28 protein-coding genes are annotated in these 22,796 nt (G+C 67.6%); 14 read left to right on the forward strand and 14 right to left on the reverse strand.

Going from position 1 to position 22,796, the window contains the following annotated elements; all coding sequences use genetic code 11:
- Positions 1–5: 5 nt before the first annotated feature.
- From AC1RNC_RS22145 to AC1RNC_RS22170, 6 genes are read right to left on the reverse strand one after another with little or no spacing between them, the layout of a single operon-like run.
- Positions 6–218: a hypothetical protein gene (locus AC1RNC_RS22145; protein ID WP_062098359.1), complete on the reverse strand. Its 213-nt coding sequence runs from the start codon at positions 216–218 to the stop codon at positions 6–8.
- Positions 215–925, reverse strand: a complete 711-nt coding sequence (locus tag AC1RNC_RS22150; RefSeq protein ID WP_062098356.1) for a TrbJ/VirB5 family protein — start codon at positions 923–925, stop codon at positions 215–217. The genes AC1RNC_RS22145 and AC1RNC_RS22150 overlap by 4 nt, the downstream gene beginning before the upstream one ends.
- Positions 922–1,161 carry a hypothetical protein gene (locus AC1RNC_RS22155; RefSeq protein ID WP_062098354.1) on the reverse strand — a complete coding sequence of 80 codons (240 nt, stop codon included), beginning with the start codon at positions 1,159–1,161 and terminating at the stop codon, positions 922–924. The genes AC1RNC_RS22150 and AC1RNC_RS22155 overlap by 4 nt, the downstream gene beginning before the upstream one ends.
- Positions 1,151–3,667, reverse strand: a complete 2,517-nt coding sequence (gene trbE / locus AC1RNC_RS22160) for a conjugal transfer protein TrbE (RefSeq protein WP_231737547.1) — start codon at positions 3,665–3,667, stop codon at positions 1,151–1,153. Before trbE ends, AC1RNC_RS22155 begins: the two co-directional genes overlap by 11 nt.
- Entirely contained in the window at positions 3,612–3,872 is a 261-nt protein-coding gene (locus AC1RNC_RS22165; protein ID WP_062098350.1) for a VirB3 family type IV secretion system protein, read from the reverse strand. The genes trbE and AC1RNC_RS22165 overlap by 56 nt, the downstream gene beginning before the upstream one ends.
- Complete coding sequence (locus AC1RNC_RS22170; protein WP_062098348.1) at positions 3,872–4,216, reverse strand: TrbC/VirB2 family type IV secretion system protein; 345 nt, start codon at positions 4,214–4,216, stop codon at positions 3,872–3,874. The genes AC1RNC_RS22165 and AC1RNC_RS22170 overlap by 1 nt, the downstream gene beginning before the upstream one ends.
- A 211-nt stretch (positions 4,217–4,427) precedes the next feature.
- On the opposite strand from AC1RNC_RS22170, the gene AC1RNC_RS22175 reads away from it, so the two are divergent.
- A complete protein-coding gene (locus tag AC1RNC_RS22175; RefSeq protein ID WP_062098346.1) occupies positions 4,428–4,898 on the forward strand; it encodes a RusA family crossover junction endodeoxyribonuclease in 471 nt (156 codons plus the stop codon).
- Positions 4,895–5,926: a hypothetical protein gene (locus AC1RNC_RS22180; RefSeq protein WP_062098344.1), complete on the forward strand. Its 1,032-nt coding sequence runs from the start codon at positions 4,895–4,897 to the stop codon at positions 5,924–5,926. Before AC1RNC_RS22175 ends, AC1RNC_RS22180 begins: the two co-directional genes overlap by 4 nt.
- Before the next feature lie 39 nt (positions 5,927–5,965).
- Here AC1RNC_RS22180 and AC1RNC_RS22185 read toward each other — a convergent pair whose 3' ends face one another.
- From AC1RNC_RS22185 to AC1RNC_RS22205, 5 genes are all read right to left on the reverse strand, one after another.
- Complete coding sequence (locus tag AC1RNC_RS22185; protein ID WP_231737545.1) at positions 5,966–6,412, reverse strand: response regulator transcription factor; 447 nt, start codon at positions 6,410–6,412, stop codon at positions 5,966–5,968.
- A complete protein-coding gene (locus tag AC1RNC_RS22190) occupies positions 6,381–6,905 on the reverse strand; it encodes a hypothetical protein (protein WP_062098342.1) in 525 nt (174 codons plus the stop codon). The genes AC1RNC_RS22185 and AC1RNC_RS22190 overlap by 32 nt, the downstream gene beginning before the upstream one ends.
- Before the next feature lie 11 nt (positions 6,906–6,916).
- Complete coding sequence (locus AC1RNC_RS22195) at positions 6,917–7,246, reverse strand: hypothetical protein (RefSeq protein WP_062098340.1); 330 nt, start codon at positions 7,244–7,246, stop codon at positions 6,917–6,919.
- On the reverse strand, positions 7,197–7,826 hold the full coding sequence (locus AC1RNC_RS22200) for a response regulator transcription factor (protein ID WP_062098337.1): 630 nt from the start codon (positions 7,824–7,826) through the stop codon (positions 7,197–7,199). The genes AC1RNC_RS22195 and AC1RNC_RS22200 overlap by 50 nt, the downstream gene beginning before the upstream one ends.
- Positions 7,827–8,294: 468 nt before the next feature.
- Positions 8,295–9,449 (reverse strand): hypothetical protein, encoded by a 1,155-nt coding sequence (locus tag AC1RNC_RS22205; RefSeq protein ID WP_062098335.1) that lies wholly within the window; start codon positions 9,447–9,449, stop codon positions 8,295–8,297.
- Between the two features lie 210 nt (positions 9,450–9,659).
- On the opposite strand from AC1RNC_RS22205, the gene AC1RNC_RS22210 reads away from it, so the two are divergent.
- The 6 genes from AC1RNC_RS22210 (at position 9,660) to AC1RNC_RS22235 (ending at position 13,611) form a co-directional block, all read left to right on the forward strand.
- Positions 9,660–9,914 carry a hypothetical protein gene (locus AC1RNC_RS22210; protein WP_062098333.1) on the forward strand — a complete coding sequence of 85 codons (255 nt, stop codon included), beginning with the start codon at positions 9,660–9,662 and terminating at the stop codon, positions 9,912–9,914.
- Positions 9,915–10,054: 140 nt separating this feature from the next.
- Positions 10,055–10,459 (forward strand): hypothetical protein, encoded by a 405-nt coding sequence (locus tag AC1RNC_RS22215; protein WP_156447795.1) that lies wholly within the window; start codon positions 10,055–10,057, stop codon positions 10,457–10,459.
- 34 nt (positions 10,460–10,493) lie between these two features.
- Positions 10,494–10,811, forward strand: coding sequence for a DUF7673 family protein (locus AC1RNC_RS22220; RefSeq protein ID WP_062098329.1), 318 nt, complete (start codon positions 10,494–10,496; stop codon positions 10,809–10,811).
- Positions 10,812–10,968: 157 nt separating this feature from the next.
- A complete protein-coding gene (locus AC1RNC_RS22225) occupies positions 10,969–11,601 on the forward strand; it encodes a DUF6088 family protein (RefSeq protein WP_492888313.1) in 633 nt (210 codons plus the stop codon).
- A 144-nt stretch (positions 11,602–11,745) separates the two neighbouring features.
- The gene (locus tag AC1RNC_RS22230; protein WP_492888314.1) at positions 11,746–12,243 is read left to right on the forward strand and encodes a hypothetical protein; all 498 of its coding nucleotides are present in this window, start codon (positions 11,746–11,748) and stop codon (positions 12,241–12,243) included.
- An 87-nt stretch (positions 12,244–12,330) separates the two neighbouring features.
- Entirely contained in the window at positions 12,331–13,611 is a 1,281-nt protein-coding gene (locus tag AC1RNC_RS22235; protein ID WP_492888315.1) for a hypothetical protein, read from the forward strand.
- A gap of 60 nt (positions 13,612–13,671) precedes the next feature.
- Here the strand turns inward: AC1RNC_RS22235 and AC1RNC_RS22240 are convergent, their stop codons facing one another.
- A complete protein-coding gene (locus AC1RNC_RS22240; RefSeq protein ID WP_492888316.1) occupies positions 13,672–14,898 on the reverse strand; it encodes a hypothetical protein in 1,227 nt (408 codons plus the stop codon).
- Between the two features lie 168 nt (positions 14,899–15,066).
- Between AC1RNC_RS22240 and AC1RNC_RS22245 the strand changes: the two genes are divergently transcribed.
- On the forward strand, positions 15,067–15,906 hold the full coding sequence (locus AC1RNC_RS22245) for a hypothetical protein (protein WP_492888317.1): 840 nt from the start codon (positions 15,067–15,069) through the stop codon (positions 15,904–15,906).
- Positions 15,907–16,035: 129 nt separating this feature from the next.
- Here AC1RNC_RS22245 and AC1RNC_RS22250 read toward each other — a convergent pair whose 3' ends face one another.
- The gene (locus AC1RNC_RS22250; protein ID WP_492888318.1) at positions 16,036–16,233 is read right to left on the reverse strand and encodes a LuxR C-terminal-related transcriptional regulator; all 198 of its coding nucleotides are present in this window, start codon (positions 16,231–16,233) and stop codon (positions 16,036–16,038) included.
- 334 nt (positions 16,234–16,567) lie between these two features.
- Between AC1RNC_RS22250 and AC1RNC_RS22255 the strand changes: the two genes are divergently transcribed.
- The 5 genes from AC1RNC_RS22255 to rplI all read left to right on the forward strand — a co-directional run bounded on the left by AC1RNC_RS22255 (position 16,568) and on the right by rplI (position 22,001).
- Complete coding sequence (locus tag AC1RNC_RS22255) at positions 16,568–17,623, forward strand: type IV toxin-antitoxin system AbiEi family antitoxin (protein WP_492888319.1); 1,056 nt, start codon at positions 16,568–16,570, stop codon at positions 17,621–17,623.
- Positions 17,608–18,477: a hypothetical protein gene (locus AC1RNC_RS22260; protein WP_295113436.1), complete on the forward strand. Its 870-nt coding sequence runs from the start codon at positions 17,608–17,610 to the stop codon at positions 18,475–18,477. The genes AC1RNC_RS22255 and AC1RNC_RS22260 overlap by 16 nt, the downstream gene beginning before the upstream one ends.
- Before the next feature lie 188 nt (positions 18,478–18,665).
- Complete coding sequence (locus tag AC1RNC_RS22265) at positions 18,666–19,835, forward strand: hypothetical protein (protein WP_492888320.1); 1,170 nt, start codon at positions 18,666–18,668, stop codon at positions 19,833–19,835.
- Positions 19,789–20,940 (forward strand): hypothetical protein, encoded by a 1,152-nt coding sequence (locus AC1RNC_RS22270; RefSeq protein WP_492888321.1) that lies wholly within the window; start codon positions 19,789–19,791, stop codon positions 20,938–20,940. Before AC1RNC_RS22265 ends, AC1RNC_RS22270 begins: the two co-directional genes overlap by 47 nt.
- A 23-nt stretch (positions 20,941–20,963) precedes the next feature.
- On the forward strand, positions 20,964–22,001 hold the full coding sequence (rplI, locus tag AC1RNC_RS22275) for a 50S ribosomal protein L9 (RefSeq protein WP_492888322.1): 1,038 nt from the start codon (positions 20,964–20,966) through the stop codon (positions 21,999–22,001).
- On the opposite strand, the gene AC1RNC_RS22280 is transcribed toward rplI, so the two are convergent.
- Complete coding sequence (locus AC1RNC_RS22280) at positions 21,998–22,768, reverse strand: hypothetical protein (RefSeq protein ID WP_492888323.1); 771 nt, start codon at positions 22,766–22,768, stop codon at positions 21,998–22,000. The genes rplI and AC1RNC_RS22280 overlap by 4 nt on opposite strands.
- Positions 22,769–22,796 lie beyond the last annotated feature (28 nt).

Genomic DNA, 22,796 nt, shown 5'->3' on the forward strand with positions numbered 1-22,796 from the left:
AGGCCCTACTTGAGAATATCGCCTTTGAAGCGCGGCTTGTGGGGGGTGAGGTACGCGACCGAGCAAGGATCCTTGGTGTCGCGGATATCCGGGTCCGGACACTTGCGGGCCTTCGCTGCGACGGGTTTGGACGCCGCCTTGGCGTCCTTGGACGGTTGCGGACCACAGGCGGCCAGGACCAAGGCGCTGGCGAGAACGATCACGCTGGTGCGGGTCATTTCAGGATGTCTCCGGAGAAGCGAGGCGGGCTTCGGGTCAGCACCGAATTGCGCTGCCGGTCGGCCTCGCTCTTAGAGACGACCGCCTGGCGCTCGGCCTCCCAGGTTTGCTGCTGACGGGCCTGGCTGATCAGCAAGGTCTGCAGCTGGGTCAGCTGGGTGGAGAGCGCCATCAGCAGCTGGTTGGTGGCTTGAACCGCGGCGGTCTGTCCGGCGGCGTTCTGCGAGGCGGCGACCGCCGCGCCGACCGCCTGGGCCGTGGTCGGCTGGGCCTGGACGATCTGGTTCTGGACCTGCAGGGCCTGCTCGAGGGCCCCGCGACTGTTCTGGCTCCAGCTGGCCAGGCGCTGGGCCAGGGCCTGCGGCGACAGCCCGGCCAGGTCCTGCGGATAGAAGGCGGCGAAGTCGCGTGACAGATCGGCGGCTTGGTAACCCAGGCCTTGGGCCTGGCGCATCAGGCTCGTGGCGTCCGAGACGATCGCCCCCAGGGGACCCGTGACGTCGGTCCCCAGGCTCTGCAGCATCCTGGCCTGCTGGGCGACCTGGTCTCGCAGGTGCTGGATCTGCTGCAGTCCCTGCTGCACCTGCTTGATCGCCTGGGCGATGGCGCTTGGATCCTCGACGATCAACTGGGCCCGCGCCTGGAGCGGCAGAGCCGCGCACGCCGCGGCAAGGCGCAGGAGAAGTCGGCGACGGGTCGCGATCATGGCTTGAGCTCCGAAGGCGGCGATGGCGGGGACGGCGCGGCGGAGCCGCCGGCGACCAGGCCGCGCAGGCGCCAGGCGACGATGGCCGTCCAGGCGAGGCTGAGCGCCAGCAGCCAGGGACTCGTCCAGACGTTGACGGCCGCCACCAGGAGGATGGGCCCCGGCGCCAAGGCCAGGACGAAGGCGACGCGACGCCCGCGTGAGGTCTCCAGCCAGCTCCTGGGTTCAGGCCGCATGGCGCGCCTCGCTGAGGAAGGCGGCGGCCAGGACCAGGCCCTTGGCGCGGAAGAAGGCGGCGGGGAAGCCGGCCGCGCCGGCCTCGGCCCAGGCCCTGTCGATCAGGCGGTGATCGCCGGGGCTGCTGGACCCGGCGGCGGCCAAGGCGATCGGACCCAGGCCCAGCTCGAACAGACGGTGTCCCGCCGCGCTCTGATAGTAGTATTCGCGCTTGGGGGCGGCCGCGGCGATGATCTCCACCTGTTGGGCGTTGAGGCCAAGGTCGGCGTAGAAGGCCGCGATCTGCGGGGTGCGCGCGTCGGGATTGGGCAGGAAGATCCGGGTCGGACAGCTCTCGATCAAGGTCGGGGCGATGACCGAGCGCTGGATGTCGGCCAGGCTCTGGGTGGCGAAGAGCACGGCGACATTGAGCTTTCGCAGGGTCTTGAGCCACTCGCGGATCTTGCCGGCGAAGGCTTCCGAATCCAGGAACAGCCAAGCCTCGTCGAGGACGACCAGGGTTGGGCGACCATCGAACCCGCGCTCGAGCGCGTGGAAGAGATAGGTCAGGACCGGCCCGACCACGGCCGGCTGGCCCATCAAGGCGCCCATCTCGAAGGTCAGGAAATCGGCGAGCGACAGCCCGTCGTGATCGGCGTCGAGCAGTCGGCCATGCGGGCCGGCCAGGGTGAACGGCGCCAGCGCGTCCTTGAGGACCCAGTCCTGCAGGGTGGCCACCAGCAGGGTCAGGGTGCGCTGGTCCCTCGGGCCGGCGGCCAGATTGCCCAGGGCCGTCCACAGCTCCGCCCGCTGGCCTGGCTCGAGCGCCACCCCGGCGCTGGCGGCCACGCCCGCCAGCCACTCGTGGGCCCAGGTGCGCACCTGGGGACGATCGATATCGCAGAGCGGCTGGAAGGCCAGGCCGCCGGCTTCGCCAAGCTCGTGGTGTCGTCCGCCGACCAGCAAGGTGGCGGCCCGCGCGCTGCGCCCCTTGTCGAAGAAGATCACCCGCGCCTCGGGGTAGCGTCGCCATTGCAGGGCCAGGGTGTTGAGCAGCACCGACTTGCCCGCCCCGGTGGGCCCGACCACCAGGGTATGGCCGACATCGCCCTGATGCAGGTCGAGCCGGAAGGGCGTCGTCGCGGCCGTGCGCGCATGCATGAGGGCCGGCTGGTCGCCGTCCGCACCCCGCTTGCGCGCCTCCTGGGTCAGGTGATCGTTACGCAGGGGCCCCGGCCAGATGGCCGAAACCGGCAGGACGTCGCAGAGATTGAGGGTGCTGACCATCGGGCGACGCACATCGGCATAGGCCTGTCCCGGCAGGCTGCCGAGCCAGGCCTCGACGGCGTTGAGGTCTTCGACCTTGGCCACGAAGCCGGCCCGGTTGATCACCGCCTCGACCCGCCGAACCTTGGCCGCCAGGGCGTCGGGGTCGGTGTCGAAGAGGGTGATCGTCGGGGTCAGGTAGCCCATGCTGGCGGCGTCGCCGCCGAGCACGGCCAGGGCCGTGTCGGCGTCGCGCGCCTTCTGCATGGCGTCGGGGTCCTCCAGCAGGGAGGGCTCGTGGGTGATGGCCTCCTTGAGGACGGCCAGCATGCCCTTTCGCTTGGAGAACCAGCGCTTGCGAAGGGTGGTGATCGCCCGGCGGGCGTCCTCCTTGTCGAGCGGCAGGAACCGGCACACCCAGCGGTAGGACAGGCCCAGGGTGTTGAGATGGTCGAGCATGCCGGGCCACGACACGGGCGGGTAGGCCCGGATCGAGATGGTGCGCAGATAGTGCTGACCAAGCCGCGGATAGAGGCCGCCGGCGAAATCGTCATCGGTCAGCACCGCGTCGAGATAGGCCGGCGGGTCGGGCGGGGTCACCGGGTGGGCCTTGGTGGAGACGCACGCGTGCAGGAAGGTCAGCGTCTCGGTGTCGTCCAGCGCCCGGACCAGCGGGAAAACCCCCGCCAGGATGTCGCGCACGCCGCCGACCGTGGCTTGGAACTCGGCCAGGGCCTGGCGGTAGAGGGCCTGGGCGCCGCGCCCTTGGGGCAGGTTCTCGACCAGCAGGCTCTCGGCCTTGCCGATGGCGTCCTCGGGCGGCAGGAAGGTGAAGGTGGCGAAATAGCGGGTCTCGAAATGGACCGCCTCGGCCTCGAAGGCCGCGCGACGTTCTTCATCGACCAGATGGCTGACCGGATCGGGAAACCGGCTGGCCGGATAGGATTGGGACGGCGAGCGGACGGCCTCGACATGCAGGCACCAGCGCGAGCCCAGGCGCCGCAGGGCGTTGTTGAGCTGGGCCCGCACGCCCATCAGGCCGGCCGCCGTGGCGCTGGCCAGGTCGGGCCCGCGAAACTCCAGCGTCTGCTGAAAGGACCCATCCTTGTTGAGCACCACGCCTGGCGCGATCAGCAGCGCCCAGGGCAGGTGGTCGGAAAGGCGGTTTGAACGCGACCGGTACTCGCCCAGGTACAGCATGGCGCTAGCCGTCGAGATGAGAGGGTTGGCGAAGATGGCGGCCCAGGATGTCGAAGACATACGGGTCGCGCTTGGCCATCCACAGCGCCGCGGCGTAGAGCGCCGCGCCCAGAGGAAGACCGATCCACGGCGTTTGCAGGCCCAGGGCCAGGATCGCCGTCAGGCCGCCGATCAGCACGGCGGCCGTGTGCGGGACGCCCGCCAGGGTGACCGGTTCGGAGAGCGACCCGTGGAACGCGATCTCGAAGCCCTCGATCGCGTCCATCAGAAGCCCGCCCCGCCGGTGAAGCCCAGGAACCCGATGAAGGTGACGGCCGAAAAGGCGATGCTGAGCGCGAACATCACCTGCATGCCCTTGCGCACCCACGAGCCGCCTTCGGAAATCGCAACCCCTAGCGCGGTGATGGCGATGGCGATGATGCCGATGGCCTTGGCCACCGGGCCGGTGATGGAATCGGCGATCGAGGTGAGCCAGTTGTCCCAGGGCATGGCGCCCCCCGTTCCCCCGGCTAAGGCCGGCTCGGTCGCGACGGCCGCCAGGACCAGGCCGAGGGCGAGACTGGCGACGAGGGCGCGTTGACGGCGTTGACGACGATGGGCGCGGGTCATGCAGGAAGCACCTCGGGTTGAGCCGAGGCGAGCGTTGCAAACCCGTTACGGGGACGACAATTCCGAGGAAATGCCGGTTGGAGACCTGTCGTTGGAGTCCTCCAATGGCGAACTCTCAGTGCTGAAGCTTCAGTCTGGACGGGGCCAAACGCGGCGGACCGCCCCGCCAGGCGCTGGCGCCATGCCCGCGGCCATGGCACGAAGCTTGTCCATGACGGTCTCCGCCACGCCCCACGAGTTTCATGTGCCAGGATCACCGGTCTCGGTGAATCGCTACGGCACGCGCGCCTACCGCGACTGGCGCGGCGAGGTCCATGCCCGCAGCATCGCCGCCAGCGTGTGGTCGGGTCCGCTCATGCCGGGGCCGTGCTCGGTGAAGGTCCGCTACTTCTGGCGACTGGATCGCCGCAAGGACGTCGACAACATCCTCAAGGCCATCCTGGACGGGCTGGACGGCAAGATCGGCGTCACCCCCAAGCCCTCCCAAACGGTTCTGCTCGACGACCGGGAGGTCGAGCACGTCGTCAGCCAGCGCACGCGGCTGGGGTTCGCCACGCGCCTGGACGCGCGTCGCCTGCGGCCCGAGGAATACCAGGCGGCCCTGGCCGCTCTGTCGGGCCAGGCCGCCGTGTTCGTGTCCATCGGCCCCGGACCCAATCACGCCAGGTCGGTGACGCGATGAACGAGCAGGCGCAGATCGAGGCCATCAAGGCCGAACTGACAGCCCGGGGGTACCAGGTCCAGCAGGACGCCGACCTGGCCCTGGTTCTGGAAACCGAAGCGCCGCGGCAGGACCTGTTGCTGGACCTCGTGGGCGTGAGGCCAATCCCCGCGACGAGCCCGGGCCGAGCCGCCGTCCTCATCATCGAGATCGCCAACCGATCGCGGCCAAGCCGTCCGCGCGCCCGGTCCTTGCTGCGCCCGCCTCTTGAGGATGACGAGGCCGTCGAGCGGTTCACGGCGATCTCGCAGGCCGTCGCCGATCGCGACGACATAGAGTTCCAGATCCGCTTCCTGGATGTTTCGGTCGATCAAGCCAAGGCCCGCGAGGTCAAGCTTGGCAAGGCGACGAGCAAGGCGGCGATCGCCGCATCGCTGCTCGACGACCAGGCGGTCCTCGGCGCGCTGGCGACCTGGCCCAAGCCGATCCAGCCAGCGGTCCTGGCGCGGCTTTGGGCGCGTTGGCTGAGGCTTATCGCCTATCTGCACCCTGGCCGGGCCCGGCGAGAGCTCAAGACCGCGGACCTGCGCACGCTGCACAAGGAGCTCTATGACCAGCAGGTCCTGGACCTGCCGCCCGGCGCCTACCGTCAAATCCACCGCGAGGTGCTGGCCACCGCCGAAGGCGGCGACGTTTCGCTCGATCTGCTGAACCGGCTCGTTCCGGCCCTTCGCCAGCTCTTCGGCTGGGCCCGCGCCTATTACGGCCTTCCGGTCCTGACGCCCGAGCAACGCCAGGAGGCAAGCCTCTTCACCGAGTTGGCCGAGGCGGTCGAAGCGCGCGCGCCGGCGAACCGCCAGGACGAGCTGATCACGACGATCACCTTGATGCGGCTTTGGGAGACCACGGACCGCTTCGCCCAGCTGGTTTTGCTGTTCCAGATGCAGCTGGGGGAGGAGGCCTTCGTGCCCCCGCCGCTGATGCGAACCCTGCTCGCCCGCGCCGCCCAGATCTCTTCGTCCGACGGTTGGAACGACATCCTGGTCTAGCGACCCGCCGAAGCGGTGACCCCCTTCGCGGCCATCGCGCTATGGGCAGGGCGGCGGCGGATCCTGCCCCGGCGGCGAGGCGGCCGGTCCAGGCGAGGGCGGCGGCGTCTCCGCCTCCAGGGGCGGGATTTCGCCGCGCTGGATGGCGATGGCCACCGCTTGCATCCGATTGCGGGCTCCCAGCCGCTTATACGCGTCCGACAGATACTGGTTCACCGTCCGATAGGACAGCCCGAGGATAAATCCTATTTCGACAGCGGTGTGACCTTTGCTCGCCAAAATCAGACACTGGCGCAGGCGCGGCGACAATACATGGCTCACGAACTCTACTCCTAGCTGGTACAGGCCCAGCCGGCGTTCCGTCCCGTCAACAGCACTCAAAGCACAGGCCGTTCTCAAGCGGCGAACACTCCGCATGCCGGATTCCCCAACGAACACCGGCAATTTCTGGTCGCTAAGGCGCGCCGTCATCGCATCGGCGATCAACCGGCTCCGCCCTCGCGGGCGCCGCCGGCGCGGCGGGCGCGCCGTGGACTTCATATCCTTTCCTCAAACTGCGGGGTCTAAGGCGTTCAGGGAGCGGCAGTTGCGATCCCGCGCCCCAGGCCAGGCAGCCGACCATGCCGTAGCTCCAAACCGCCAGCACGGTCAGATAGCCCGCCGCGCCAAGCCGTCCTTCAGCCCCGATGAAGGCCAGGTGCGCCCCGACGGTGAGGACCTGGAAGGCGGCCGCGATCACCGGCCATAGCTTGCGCGATCCCAGGACGACGCCGATCGCCAGAGCCAGGACGATGGCGTCGATGGCGATCACCGCGCCCTGGGGTCCGGTCCAAGGTCGCTTTTCCACCGCCAGCGACGCCATGCAGGCCGCCAGGTACGTGGCGCCCAGCAGTCTCTCTTCCCATCGCCCCCGGACCAGGGCCGCGACGCAGGCCACGACCATGGCGATCGCGAAGACGAGGGGAGACCAGGGAAACACGTCAGCGACGCCTAGGCGGCGGCCTCGAGCGCGCCGGCGGGAGCGACGCCTTCGGGCTTGTGCAGGACGCCGGCGGCGATCGCCTCGATGCCGTATTCGTCGCGCAGGAAGGCCAAACCGTCGTGGGTGTCGAGGACGCTGCGCCGGGCCCGTTCCAGGGCGGCCAACGCCTCGGTGGCGCCGCCGATCACGCGCTGCCCGGCGATCGCCGGAAGGCGATGAGCGATGCGCGCCTCGCACATCGAGGTGATGAGCTTGGCCGTCTCCCCGAGGGTGCGGTCGATGGCGTCTTCAGCCGAAAACAGCTGTGTGGCGATACGCGCCCCAGTCAAGTTCTGCATTGTGCGTACTCTGGTTTTGGCCTGACCGGCCGTTCTGGTGGTTGCCGTGGTCATCCAGCATGCGGTCGAACGCCTGGTTCAGGCCGTACGCCACGGCGGCGGCGCCGAGCGTGACGAGTCCCAAGATCATCGCGGCGATCGCAATGGCGACCAGTCGTCGGGCCGGTGTCCTCAGGCCCCACCCAAGCCAGCGACCGCTGCGTGGCCGCATGCGCCCGGCGTGGGCTCCCCAGGTCTCGCCCTGGTCGTCGTCAAACGCCGGGTCCGAAGCGGGGAGGGGGCCGTGGTCACCGTCCCGGGTGACCCCACCGGTTTGTCGGGAAGCAGCGGGTCCAGCCACTGGCGATGATCCAAAGTCGAGATCATCTCGATCCCACGTCCTCAGTTGGCGCGCGGCGGTCACATAGGCGATCACGGCCTCCTTGCGAGAGGCCACGCCCAGCTTGCGGATGATGGTCTGCATGAAGGTGTCGACCGAGGCGGGCCGGATGCCAAGCAGCGGTCCGATCTGCTTTGAGGTCAGGTGGCGCGCGGCGAGTTCGAGAATCTGGCGCTCTCGGTCCGTGAGGCGCTCAATCATGCGGTTTTCCGACGGGCCTAAGCCGAAACGCTACAACCATAGGTCCCTTTTGACCCAAGGCTGCATAGCGATCAAGGTCGCGCTGAGCGCGTATCTGTGCAAATGCGCGTCGCCGTATCGATCAGCGATGCAAACTCACTAGGTTTAAGACCTCGCGGGATGAGGACCGCGCGGCGCCGTACCGTCGCGGCCATCGCGCAAGCGTCGCCGCATGCAGGCGGCCGCGAAGAAAAAGGAGGCCCGGCGCGGAGCGCCGGGCCAGTCATAGGGAGGAAACGCCCAGGAAGGGCAGAAGCCAGAAGGCTTCACATGTCCTGCTTAGACGAGGCGCGGCTCCGTGCGAATCCAGAAAAGCTGACGACGACGTCAGCCAAGGGAAGCCGCCGGGCTGCCCGTCAAGTCGCGTTACGGCTCCATCGCTCGGCATGCGTCTTAGGACGACACCACCCGCATGGCGGGACGTAAGACTCAGGGCCGCCCCGCCGCCCGCCAAGTCCTGTGCGCGGCTTTCAATCGCGCCTCGGCCAGGTTGATGTCGTCGAACCGGTTGAAGGACCATCCTGTCTCCGCGGTCAGGTCCGAGGCCAGCTTGATCGCGCGCCAGGCGTCGAAGTCGTGGAACGGGTTTAGGCCGATGATGTTGCCGCGACGCGGATCCTGGGCGCTTGGCCCCGACTGCAGCTCGACAAAGAGCCGCCTGGCGGCGCGGCGGTCATAACCGGTGCGAAACAGCAGCAGCGCGCTCAGCGCCAGAAGCGCCGACGGCGCGCCCACGCTCGCGAACCTATGGGCCGGGACCTTCGGCTCGTGCAGGTCGGCGTGGATGGCGATGAACTTCGCCAGGTCCAGGGCCGCGGCATATTCGGCGCGCAAGGCCCCGCGGTCGAACTCGTCTTGGCCGTCAAGCTTCGCCGCCAGCTTCGCGGCGGTCTTCACCGACGCCTCGGAGATCCCGTCAAGGCGCTGAACGACCGGCTGGTCACGCCGCGTCACCTCATCGACGGCGGCCCTTCGCCATTTGAAGGTGGGGAGGTCGCCGAAAGCCGGATCGAAGGCGTCCAGGTCGTCGGGCGGTCCGTCGGCCGAACGCGCGGATGGCTGACGGGCCTGGGTCGCCAGCCAGGTGAAGATTTCGGGCCGCGCCACCACCTTGAAGCGGCTGGCGACCTTGGCCTCGAAATACCAGCGCCGCATCGCCTGCATCTGTTCGGACGTGAAGACCTCGCGCTCAATGCCGCGCGAGACAAGCTCACCGACGGCGCGGGTCAGCGCCGAGCCGGCCGTGCTGCTGAACCGGACCTTCTCGGCTCCGGTCGGCTGCCCCGTCTCATTGCCGTAGAATTCGCACAGCCGATGGTGAGCGTCTTCGCCGGTCAGGGATCGAAAGCGGAAATGGCCCTGACGCACGAGGCGCCCGGTCTTGTTCCGGCCGGCCCGGACCACCAGGGCCCCATCGACCGAGCAGCAGGTGCAAATGACGTCCCGCCGGATCCACGCGCGCTCCGCCTCGCTCACCTCGCCCTTGGGATCGACCTGCGTCAACGCCACCTCGCGCAGGCGCGCCAGCAGCTGCTGAAGGTCCAGTTCTTGGGCGAAGGTCTTGGAATAGGCGGTGGCCGGCATGCTCAAGCTCTTGTTTGGTCGCGGCTTTGTGGCGCGCCTCGACCCTGTGAAACCCGGTGAAGCGAGCATCCAAAATGGCGTGGCGCAAGGTCGCGCGGCGCAGCCTACGGCAGGTGGCGGCCGCTCGCCGACCCCGGAAAGTTATAGGGTTGCCATCAAGGCCGGCCGCGGGCGACCTAGCGGCGGGCGCAACAGGGAACCGAGCCGGCAATGTCTCCAGGGCCCTGGAATCGCGATGACGAAAGCAAGATCGACGTCCTGGGCCGCATCCTGCGGATCATCGGTCTGGTCCTTTGCGTCGTCGGTCTATGGCAGCTGACGCAAGGCTTTCTCGCGGCGCAAAATCCCGCCATTGCGCCGGCCGCGTCCTGGGCCGCGCCGGCGATCCTGGGCGGCGTCCCCATCGGCCTGGCCTGCCTGGCGCTGGCCAATCTTCGACGCGGTCGCCGCCGGCGGGGCGGGTAGGCGGGCGCGGGCATCCGATCCAGCCTCGGTTCTGGCTTCGGATTTCGCCGACTCGGGCCCATCATCATGGTTCAGCCCAACAGCTTATGGTCCGAGCCATGGCGTCCGAAGTCCCTCCGAGCGATCTGACAGAGGCGTCGGTGACGCTTGACCCGGCGCTGGACGCCTTCTTGCGGGCCAGGATTGAAACCTCTGGACGCTCGATCGCCGGGGAGATCATCGCCGTGCTCGTCGAGGCCATGCAAGCGGCCGAGGTTCCTCCGCCGCCGACGAACGCCAGGTTCGTGTGCTCCGAGGAGCTGATGGCGCAAAAGGCCGAATGTCAGGACTGCCATCAGGCGATCCGTCACAACGCCAAGCTCTGGGCCGAGCGGCACGTCGCCGAGACCGGCCATGTCGTCCATGTTTCGCTTCACTTCGACATGCGGGGCCAGGGCTGGCAGGACCGGCTCTCGGCCGAGCGCCGGGCCGAGATCCAGGAGGTTCAGAAACCCGGCGTCGGTCAGGCGCTCGCCCAGTCCCTCCTGGTGAAGACCAAACACTAGCCGACCGGCCGCGCGTTGGTGGTAGGATGAGCTGATGGTGCAAGCTGTTGCCTTCATGGACCCTGCGACGTTCGCGGCGATCGAGCGGCTGATCCGCGCCGCGCGTGGCGACACCCACCAGTCTCGGTACGCCGCCAATTTTCTGCTGGCCTGGTGGAACGCCAAGGACCTGGGCGGCTTTGACCTGACCGACATGTGGGGCGTCGACGAGGCGCTCAGCGACGACATGGTGAGCGTCTTCCGCTTCGTGTCGCGCCACAATGAGTACCCGAGCACCTATAGCTTTCGGTCCGAATTCGAGGAGTTGGTGAGGCTGTGGCGGCCGCATCTGTTCGAGCCGGCCGACGCCTGACCCTCTTAGGGCGCTGGCGTTGCCCAGCGGCCGGATCGTTGGCGGCCGTCAGGCGGACGGAGGCGCGGCGTGGACCATGGAGCTGACCGCGCCAATGTCCGAAATTTGTCTACATATTTCGGACATGAGCAGCGGGCGATCACAACTGAGCTCAATCATGGACGAGCGGATCGCCAAGGCGGCCGGCCGCCAGGTGTGGACGCCGTCGGACTTCACCGACCTTGGCGGTCGCGACGCCGTGGACAAGGCGCTGCAAAGGCGGCACGCGCAAGGGGTTCTTCGCCGGATCGACCGGGGGCTCTACGACAAACCCAAGCTCAACAGCCTGACCCAGCAGCTGAACCCGCCGGACCCGTCCGCCGTGATCGACGCGGTGGCGCGCCGCGACCAGATCCGGCTGCTGATCGACGGCATGACGGCGGCCAACGACCTGGGCTTCACCAACGCCGTGCCGGCCAAGATCGTGGTCCATGCCGACGCGCGCCTTCGGTCGATAAGCCTTGGCCAGATGGCCATCACCTTCCGGCCGACGGCCGCCAGCAAGCTTTACTGGGCCGGCCGCCCCGCCATGCGCTTGGTCCAGGCGCTCCACTGGCTGCGCGACACGCTGGGCCAGGAGGAGGTGGGCCAGGACTATGCGCGACGAGTGGCCCATTTGCTGGCCGATCCCAAGACCGGACCCGCCCTGCGCAAGGACCTGGCCGACGGCTTCGCCACCCTTCCCAGCTGGATGCAAGACCTGGTCCGCCCGCACATCGCCGATGAGCTGGCCCAGACCCCGACGTCCTGATGAACCTCGCCTTCGACCAGGGTCGCGCGTTTGGAGGCGCTGCTGAACGCGCCCAACGTGATCTCGCGCGCCTAGCTCAGGCATCTTTACGCTTACGACGTTTTGTCGTAGCTTCTATACGACAAAACGTCGTAAGGAGCGGTCATGGATATCGTCGTGAACGAGGCCGTCGAAGCCGCCCGGTTCCGCGAAGCGATCACGGGGCTGGAGCTCAACCAGAGCCGCTTCGCGGGCCTGATGAACGCCTTGGGCGATCGCCGCGAGATGAAGACCATCCTTCGAAGCATCCAGCGCATGGCGGGCGAGGAGGCGCGGGTCTCAGGCGAGATGCAGGTGATCCTGACGCTTCTGGAGCGCGAGCAGGCGCGGGCCCAGCGCTTGGTCGCCGCCACCGAATGGCGCCCACGCGGCGACGGCGGTTATGTCGCCGAGATCCAAGGGGTTCGCTTGTCGATAAGTCCGCAGTCGCGCGGCCGCTGGCAGATCCACGCCCAGCACGTGGCCGAGGGGCCGGGCGGATACTCGCCGTCGATCCCCCACTGGCGTAACAGCCTCGAGGAGGCCAAGCTCCGCGCCGTCCTGGCGGTGGATGAAACCCTCGACCATATCGAGCGGATCAAGGCCGAGCTGGCGGACCGCTGACGGCGGGCGGCCCGCGCCCTGGGCAGAGCGCTTTCGCACCGCTGGGCGCACGACCACCTGGCAAGCGCCGCCTATCGAGAAAACGCCATGTTCGAGCCGACTAAGTTTCAGGGCCAACTGACCGACGGGCAAAGCGCCCTCGATGTGGCCTTCACCGCCACCATCGACAACACCGGCGCCCTTGGCCTGGCGTTCGAGACCCAGATGCGCTCGCGGGAAACCGCGATCCTGCATGGCGAGGGAGAGGGGCGAAGCGTCAAGTACCTGCGGCTGGAAGCTCGCGCCAAGGACGGCGCGGCCTTCGCCTCCGACAGCTTCTACATCACCCACTGGGGGTCGCGCAGCGACGAGACGGGCTCGGTGATCGAGTTCCGCGGCGGCTGCGCCCAGGCCCAGATCACCCGCAAGCTCGACAAGCCGGTGACGTTTCATCAGCTGACCTGGTTCGTTCGCCGCCTCACCGGTTTTGGCCGACCGTCCCGGTCAACGCCCCTGGGCGACGTCTATCTGCTGGCGGAATCGCAGAAAGCCGAGAACCCCCAAAGGCTGACCGGGTCGATTGGGCTCCAGGGCCAGGGCGCCGCGCCTGACGGGTGGTTCGACGAGGCCGACGAGGCCCTGGCCCACGTCGCACGCGTGATGTCCTTCGCCACCGGGATCGTGCTGCGCCCCTATGTCGAACGTCGTGTCGACGGCGATGCCGAGAGGGTGACGATCACCCAGCGCGCCGACACCCCCGAACCGCTGCTCGAGCCCTTCGTCTTCCTGAACCAGGAGCCGATCTTCGCCCACGCCTGCGCCATGGACGCCGACGCCCGCGCGCGGTTCAAGACGCTCGACGGCGCCGTCAGCTGGCTGCTCGCGCCCGGATACTATGACGAGATCCGCTTGATCTCGGCCATGACGGCGCTGGAAAACCTGGTGGACGAACTGGGCTCGGACGATGCTGCGTTTCTAGCCAAGGGCAGGGCCTGGGATCGCTTCGCCTCGGCCGTGCGGGCGCTCATCAAGGAGCACGACATGCCCGAGGCGATGCGCAACAAGGTCGCCGAGCTCAAGCGCCGGTCCTTCATCGAGAAACTGGACCTCCTGCTTGAGCAACTGGACGTTGCTCGCCACGACATCGCTCCCGAAGCGGTCACCGCCATGATCGGAGCGCGCAACACCGTCGTCCATACCGGGGTCTATTTTGATCCTGGCAAGGCCGATCAGGCGGACCTGTGGGACCACCTGCTGCTTGCACGCGAACTGGTGACCCGCATCCTGCTGGCGGCCCTGAAGTTCGAGGGCAACTATTTCGCGCCGCTCTACAGCCCACAGGAGCAGCTGCGCTTTCCCAGCTGCCAGCCCCTGACCGCTCCTCGGTGACCCAGGCCGTGGAGACCTGTGCGGCCGCTCAATAGTCCCTCGCGCGTGACGCGGCTCCAGCTAGACGCCCTCCTCGGGCTCGCCAAGATAAAGGTGATGCAGACCGGTCAGGAACGGAAGCCGAAGGCGCCACATCCTCTTGCGCAGAACGCCGGCGAGGTCCGAGCCCGGCTCGAAGTGCGCCTCATCGAACACCTCCGTCAAATCCACCCGGGTCATCTGCCGTCCCTTGGCGAGGGGCGCGACCGGGTCGAGGACCGCCAGCTTGTCGACGGCCATGACCTCGAAATTGGGGTTGTCCAGACGTGAAGGGTCGTAGACGGCGCGGATTTCAACGGCGTGGGCGCCCTCGGCGACCAGGGCGGGAATCTGGACGACGAGGGCGTCTTCGAAGGCCTTCAGCAGCGAGAAGTATCCGTTCTCGATGCCGGCGGCGCGCAGGCCCTCTATCCGGGACTTGTGACGACGCACCGTCTCGCCGAAATCCCAGTCGCCGAAGGCTTCGCAGGTGAAGGAGATCGATGCGCTGTAGCTCCCGCCGCGACCGATATAAGGAGCCAAGCCCTCGTCGAAGAGCTCCAGCGCCCTGGCCGGATCGGTCTCATGAACGATCTTGTCCATGACCTCGATGGCTTCTTCCATCTCGAACTGCGTCGATTGAAGCTTGCGTTTCTCGGCGTAGAACTCGTCCGGGATCGAACCCCAGCCATTGAAGACCGGCAGGGTATAGTCGAAGTCGATCTGCTCCTTGCCCAGCTTGATATAGCGACCGCTCAGCAAGAACCTTCGATTGGCGCGGAAGTCGGCGTTCTTCAGCGCGTGGTCGATCTGGTCGAGCGCCTTGGAGCGAAGGCCGACGGCGTAGGCCGGACTGGCCAGGATCGCCGCGCCGGCGACGACGTAATCGCCGTCCTCGTTCAATCTGAATATGACGGCGATGTCCTTGGCCGACAGCAGGAACATCTTCGGATCGTCCTCCGCGCCGGTGCAGACCAGCGCGAAGAACTCCGCGTGCGGCGCGCCCTTGGCGTCGAGCACATAGGCCGATGGGATGGTGATGGTGGTCCTGCCATCCTGAATGAACTTGACCTGGATGATCCCGAGCCGCGGCGGGTCGGTGTCCATGAAGTTGGCGTTGGTCAGCTTCCGCTGAATCAGGAAGTCCACCCCCTGAATGTCGACCGATCGCTCCAGCACCCAGAACCGCTCGAGCAGAAAGGCCCGGGCGCGCGCTTCGCCAAGGGCGCCATTCTCCATCCGCTTGAGCCACGCGGGTCGGTCGGTCATGCACGTCTCCATGGACGGCCGCCTTAATGCGAGGTGGCTGCCAGATCCAAGCTTAACCGCTGAGGACCGCGCCGCCATCAGCCAGTTCGCCAAGACCCGGCCGATGGTCCTTTCGCGTCGCTCTTTGCGCAGCGCGTCGCCGATTTGGCGCACCCGCCTCGTCTCGACTTGACGATCGCGCGCGCTCTTCTGGTAGAGCTACGGGAGTTCGTCCTCATGAACAGTTTAGATTCATGCACCATGGGCGAGGCGGGCGGTTGTAGCCAGTTGAGAGCCAAGATGAGCGAGCAGGGGCGTTCGGGCCAAATTCAAAGCCCCGTTCGGACCATGGCCGCGCTGTGGTCGATCGCCGCCCTGGTCGCCGGATGCGGCCCGGCGCCGGCGGCGTCCGAAGCGCCTGACAAGGTGACGCCGGTCGCCCGCTTCGAGGGCGCGCCATTGTCCGGCGGACCGGCCGACGCCAAGGGCGCGGGCTATACCGACTGCGCGATCCCCGACGGCGGAAACGGATATTATGGTTTTACCTGCGCCAAGCCTAAGCCAAGCATCGCCGGCGTCGCCGCCCTGAGCGCCAAGCTTTCCCTCGGCTACGATAGCGCCGCGACCGAGGCCGACCGGGTGCCCGAAAAGTCTCGTTACCAGGGCCTGACCTTCGAGTTCGCCGAGGCCCATGAGACCTATCCCTGTGAAGTCGAGGGTCCATTCGGTTGCCCCGAAAACCCCGACCAGCCGCTGGTTCGGCTGGCCCGCAACCTGATCGCGGACGGCTGGCTGTGGGAGTCGACCCGATATGGCGATGACTTTTACAAGCCTGGCCAGCTCATCCTGCTGCGCATGTCATCGCGCCACGACGATGGCAGGACATCCGTCGAGATCTCCGAGATCTCGTCGACGGACCTGGCCGAGCACCTGGGCCGGATTGCCGCGCGCAGGAACGCACAGCTGAAGGACCACGAGGCGAACGCCAAGTTCATCCAGTCGATGAAGGCGGACGCGGCAAAGCCGTAACGCGCCGCGATTTGCCCGCTTGCGCGCCCGGGGATGGCGCGGGTGCGCACGCGAGATTGGCAAGGCGACATAAAGCGCAACGAGAGCTTGACCATTGTTAACGCCGCCGCCTAGCGCATGGGGAGCGCGTTACGCAGTTTGATTTTGTCGAGCAGCCGCGAACGCTGCCACGATGGAGAGGCGGCGAGGGCAAATGATGATCGTCTGCATGAAGGTGTCGACCGACGCCGGCCCGATGCCGAGCAGGGGTCCGATCTGTTTCGAGGTCAGGTGTTGCGCGGCCAGGTCGAGGATTTGGCGCTCCCGGTCGGTGAGGCGCTCAATCATGCGATTTTCCGCCGGAGATAAGCCGAAACCCTACAACCATAGGTTATTTTGGCCCTAGGCTGCACAGGGGTCAAGGGTCGCGGAAAGCGCGTGTCCTGACAAGTTGCGTCGGCTCGGCCCTTCGCCGGTAAAAGCTTACTAGGTTTAAGACCTCGACGCTCGACGCATGGGCTCGGTCGGCTTCCCCGCGTCGGAGGCACACGCCGCGGCCTAGCGCCGGATTTCAGTGGATCGTGCCGTTTCATCGTTCGCTGAAAACGTAAGTTCTGGTGAAACGCTTGACACGTTTCAGTAGATGACGCACTTTCAACGCATGTTGAAATACCCCGATCCAATGAAAACCGAGGAGGAGACGATCGCCGCCCTGGCGGACCTGATCGAACACATCCCGATCGCCCGCCTCCAGAGCCTGGTTCGCGACGCCGCGATCGAGGACCGCGGCGTCGACGCGGTCTTCGAGCTCGATGTCGCTGACCGTCGCTACCGTCTGGTTTGCGAAGTCAAGAACGACGGCCATCCGCGCGCCGCCCGCATGGCGATCGACCAGCTGAAGCACTGGTCCTTGACCCGTCCCCGCGCCGAACTGGTGTTCATGGCGCCTTACATCTCTGAGCAGGCCCGCCAACTGTGCGTGGACGCCGGCGTCCACTACCTGGATCTTTATGGCAACTATCGCCTGGCGCTGGACAACCTCTTCATCGAGCGCTCGGTCGCCGACAAGCCGCCGGTGGAACGCCGGGATCTGAAGTCGCTGTTCAAGCCCAAGTCCGCGCGCGTCCTGCGCTGGATGCTCAAGGCTCCGGACCGCCCGGCGCGCCTGAAGGAAATCGCCGAGGGCGCGCGGGTCAGCCTGGGTCAGGTCCACAACGTCAAGGAGGGCCTGCTGGACCGCGAATGGGCCGGCGCCACGGCCGACGGCCTGGTCCTGACCGATGCGGACGGGCTTCTCGACGCCTGGCGGGAGGCCTACGAAGCGCCCGGCCAATCGCGTCGCTACTACACGATCCATCACGGCGACGCGCTGCTGGCCAAGCTCAAGGCTCTGATGGGCCGCGACGGCGAGACGCCCAGGCTGGCCCTGGCCTCCTATTCGGCGGCCAACTGGCTGGCGCCGTATGGCCGCAGCGAGACCACCTACCTCTACGCCTGGCCCGACATCCTGTCCGAACTGGAGGCGGCGCTTTCGCTCACCCAGACCGCCAAGGGGGCCAATGTGCTGGTCACCGTCCTGGACGACGAGGGCGTCCTGCTCGACGCGGTCACGCCGGCCCCGCAGGTCGTGACGACCTCCCCGGTCCAGACCTATCTCGACCTCAACGACAGCGGCGATCGCGGCCGCGAAGCCGCGGAGTTCCTCCGCCATCAGGAGCTCCAATGGCCAAGACCGTGATTGAAGATCATCCCCCCGCCTATGCCTACGACGACCGCACGATCAAGGCGGTCAAGTCCGTGCTGCTGGAGATCGGCCAGGTCCTGGGCAGCTACCGCAACAAGTTCGTGGTCGTCGGCGGCGCGGTGCCCTGGCTGCTGCTCGACAACCCCCAGATGCGTCATATCGGCTCGCTCGACGTCGATCTGAGCCTGGACCCGGTCGCCCTGGGCGATGGCGAGTACGCCCAACTCGTCGACGAGCTCAGGAAGCACGGCTACGCCCACAACGAGGATCCGAAGAAGAAATTCCAGATGATCCGCACGATCGAGGCCAATGACGAGGGCCCGCCGATCCAGATCGTCGTCGACTTCCTGATGCCGCGCGACGCCAAGTTCGAAAAGAACGTTCCGCCCCTGGTGGAAGGGTTCGCCGTTCAGCGCGCGGACGGCGCGCGACTGGCGATGGCGTTCAGCCAGGGCCTTCCCCTCGAGGGCGAAATGCCCCGAGGCGGCAAGAACCGCATCGAGATGAAGGTCGCTTCGATCCCGGCCCTCCTGGCGATGAAGGGCTTCGCCCTGGAGGGGCGCCTGAAGGACAAGGATGCCTACGACATCTATTATTGTGTCAGGAACTATCCCGGCGGCGTCGAGGCCTTGGTCGCCGACTGCGCGCCCCTACTAGACGACCCCGAAGCGCTCACCGCCTACAAGATCATCGCCGAGAAGTTCCTCGAGCGCGACTATCACGGCCCCAAGAGCGTCGCGCGCTTCGCCGCCGAGGGAAAGATCCTGGACGACCGCGACGAGGATCAGTGGCAGACCGACGCCTTCGGGCAGGTCAACGCCTGGCTTCGCGGCCTCGGGCTCGCCTGATCGACCCGGCGCCCTCGCCGACGAGCGCGGCGGCCGCGGCGCAAGCCGCCTCGCCGGCCCGGCCTGACCGCCAGGGTCTGTTGCAACCGTCCACAGGTTCGATCGGCGCGGGCCCTTTCCGCCACCCGGCGATGTTGCATCCTGTCGCTGGATGCGACGCGATTCGCTATGGCCGCCGGGGTTCCCCATTGGCGCACGAGCTAAAGACTTCGTCGGCCGGCCAGGTGCGCCTGGTCCTCGCGATCCTGTCGCGCGACGAGCGGGCGCGCTTTCGCCAGGCCATCCTGCGCCGACGGCTCCAGGTTCTCGACCGCGCGCTCACGCCCGCCGATGATCGACCCTGCGCCCTGGCGCTTCTCGGCGAAGGCGGACGCAGCGAGGTCTTCTTCAATGGGCCCGCCGACGGTCTTGCGGACCTGGCGCCGGTGCGGCGCGCCTTGCAGGCGCTGATGGCCAGCGCGCGCTTCCACGACGGCGCCCTCCTGGTCCTTGGCCGCGACAGGCCGCGCGACCTGCCCAAGGCCCAGGCCTTCTATCCGCACTTGCTGGTCGAATTGCGCGAGGCCAGGGACGCCGGCGAGCGTCGTCAGCTCTGCGATCTGGGCCTGGCGGGCCTGCCGCGGGACGAAGCCTCGGCCGTCTCGGCCCTGCTGTGCTGGGAACGGGCGCGATTGAACGCCGGCGTGCGGCCCGAGGCGGCGATCTATGATTTCGCGCGGGCCGCGTCCGATTTCAGGGCGGCCGCGGCGCCGGCCCGGGCGCGGGCGGCCCTGCGATGGGCGCGGCGCCTCGAGCGCGACCGCCAGCTTGACCTCTTCGACGGCGCCCAGGACATCGCCGCGCCGAGCGCGCGCTACGAGGTCGTGCCGGCCATGCTCGCCGAGGGCGTGCTGGCCGCGCCGTTCGACGCTTCGAAGGACGAGGCCGGCATCTGGAGCGCCGTTGGCGAGGTGCGGCTCGACGCCGAGGCGCTCGACGCCGCCGACCTGCAGGAGGCGCCCGTCATCACCCAGGCGATGCCCGTCCGGGTGTTGGCGGCCGATGCCTATGAACTGTCCTTCAAGGTCGATTTGTCGCCGCGGGCCGCCTTGGGGCTTGGCGTCAATCCCGGGCTGCAGATGTTATGCGCCTTGAGCGCCGACGCCTGCGAGGTCACGCCAAGCGTCCAGCCTGTCCCCGCCGGCGCGACGGCGCGGTTTTATTTGACGGGTCTAATCGAGGACCAAACGAATCTTAGCTTGACCGTGGTGGCTGAGAGCGGACAGACTTCGCAGCTCAGAGTTGTTCTGATCGCATCTCCAAGGGGAGGACATGCCAGAATACGCCTATGTGGGACTGGTGCCCGTCGAGCCGCCTAGGCCCACGCAAGGCGGCATCTGTGTCTTCGTCAGGTCCACGCGCGTCGGCAGCGGCTCGGCGCTCTATTGGCGAACCCACTTCCACTTCCCCGACCGTGAGCCCATCATCTTCCTGGCCGAGCAGGAAAGGCTCAACAACAGTTTGCCAGGCCTCCTGGCGGACTTGGATGACGCCCTCAAACCCGGCCGTAGCCCGGCCAAGGCGCAGTCCGACGTGCACGACATCGGACGCCGGTTCACCGCTCTGCTCCTGGAGACGGCGCCCGGCGGCGACGCCCTGGACCAGCGCACGGCCCTGGCCCGAGCCCTGCGCGACCATCCCGACCAACCCATTCAGGTCAGCCACAACCTGCCGCTGCCGCTGGAGCTTCTCACCCTGGAGGCCCCGGTCGGCGGGATCGCGCCGTTCGAGACGATGCTCGGCGGGCGGGCGGGCATCCATTACCCGACCAGCACCCGACACGGTCGGCCGCCGGGCGCGGGGGCGGCGTTCTTCCACGACGCGGAAATGAGCAGCGTCGAAGACGACCATTGGCGCGACGCCTTGGGGCAGGCCTTCGGCCTGGTCGATCAGCATGCCGAGCTGGTCGTCGGCGACCTGGCGGGCGCGACCGCCGAGCTCAATCGGCTTTACGGCGGAACCTCCGCCTGGGCGCATTTCCAGTGTCACGCCATCTATTCGAAGTTCGCCAAGAAGCTGCAGCTCACCCGCAAGTTCGAGGTGGACGAGGAACGCTTCCGCGGCGGCGGCCGCTATCTGGTGGCGGTGTTCCTGAACTGCTGCCGCGCCACCGAGCTGAGTGAGGACGTCACGGTCCCGCCCCTGGAGAACGCCCTGCGCGGCAGCTGGAGCGAACATTTCAGTTCGGTCGGTCTCGTTCCGGCCGTCATCGGGCCGTTCTGTAGTCTGGAGGACGAGGAAACGGTGGAGTTTGGCCGGGCCTTCTACAAGGCTCTGGCCAGCAGCGAGGACGTCTATGACAGCTTCGTCGCCGCGCGCGCCGAACGGCTTGCCGAAGGCCATGCCGCGGCGCTTGTCTATCGCTTCCTGGGTCATACCTCCGTGCAACTGCCGTTCGCCAACCGCCAAGCGCTCGCCGCCTGAGGAGCATCGCGATGAAGGTCATCTTGCTTGAGAGACTCGCGGGACATGGCGACCTGGGCGACGTCGTGACCGTCAAGGACGGGTTCGCACGCAACTTCCTGCTGCCCCGCCGCAAGGCCATGCGCGCCACGGCCGAAAGCCTCATCCATTTCCGCGCCCAGCGCGCGGCGATCGAGATGCGGGCGGCCACCGCGTTGATGACGGCGCGGGCCAAGGCCGAGCAGATCAGGGACCTGACCGTGTTCCTGGTCGAACAGGCCACCGCCGACGGCCAGCTCTACGGCAGCGTGCGGCCGCGCGCGATCGCCAGGGCCCTGGCCATGCAAGGCGTGGCCGTGCGGTCCGAGGAGATCCTGCAGCCGCTGACCATCCGCGCCCTTGGCCGTCATGTCGTGAAGATCCAGCTGCACCCGGACGTCATCGCCCATGTCGACCTGGTGGTGGCCCGCAGCGAGGCCGAGTTCGGCGACCTGGGGATCGCCGATCTCACCTGGGACGAGCGACGCGACCGCGCCATCGCCATCCTTCAGGCCCTGGCGTCGGACGCCACAGCCCTGAACGACGCCACCGAATCCTTGGTCAAGGTGGCCCGGTTCGCCGACGACGCGGCCGGCGAGCGCGCCTGGAACGCCGTTCGCGACGACAAGAGCACCGATTTCGAGGAGACGGTGAAGAGCGTGCTGGGCCTGTTGGAGGTCAACTGCCTGGTGTCGCTGAAGGGCGATTTCGACGCCTACGACACCTCGCTCATCCATATGCAGATGGCGTTCCGCGGCGCCCTGCCGACGCGGCTGGGCAATGATCGCACCTTCCGCCTGCTCAGCAGCGAGGCGATCGATCGCGCCCAGATGGATCTTTCCCTCTATGCGGTGAACGCCATACCGACCGGCGAGGTCGAGCGCGAGGTGTTCACCGCCAATGACGGGGCGACGGCCGGCGTACGCCTCAGCCAGACCCTCAAACGGCTCGACCGGCACAGCGGGGACGAGCCTTTGGAAGTCTGGGCGATGGCGCAGGTCAACGGCGCCTGCGTGCACCGGCGCGTCTGGACCTTCGCCTAGCGGAAGTCCAGCGTGTCCCCGGCCACGCCGGTGGCGGCGACATATTCCGCGTGGAGGTCCTGACCGGGCGTCTCGCCCATGAGCTCGCGCGGCCCCTTGGGATAGACGATCCGCAGGCCGCCGCCGAAGGTCTTGGGCTGGAGGACGATGCAGCGCACGGCGAAGACCACGGGGGTCGGATGCGTGACCTCCAGCCCCCCCGACTTGCTGACCTCGACCTTGGCGCCCAGCTCGGCCGACACCGCGTCGGCGGCGTCGGCTTGGGCCGAGACCGAGCCGCCGTCGGCGTCCACGAGCTGGATCGTGTAGCGCGTCGTGGAAACCACCGCCGTGATGACCACGCCCGCCAAGCCGCGCGCCAGCGGACCGTCGGGACGGATCTTGCTCTTCAGGATCGCGCGGTCCAGCCCGCCCTGATCGGCTTGGACAAGCTGCCCCTCGACCCAGCGGAAGGCCACCTGACGAGCGCCCTTGGCGGCCAGGGCGCCCTTGGCCTTGGCCACCAAACCGGCCAAACCGCCGACGCCGCCCTTGGCGTCGAGATTGTAGTCCCGCGAGACGGTCCGGTTGAGGTCGGCCAGATCGCTGACGTCCGACGTGGTCAGATCGCTAAAATCGCCGTCCAGCAGGTCCGCGAGCGTGTAGGCGCCGACCGGCCGTCCGTTGTCCTGAGCCTGGACGTCGAAAACCTTCACCCCCGTGCGCGGCAGGCGCAGCTGGTGCAGGCCGGTGTCGGCGAACAGAACCTCTTCGAACGATTTGGCCACGAGATCGACCCCAAATTGCGCCCGCACC

The organism is Caulobacter sp. GW822-FHT01G02 (genome assembly GCF_058802865.1).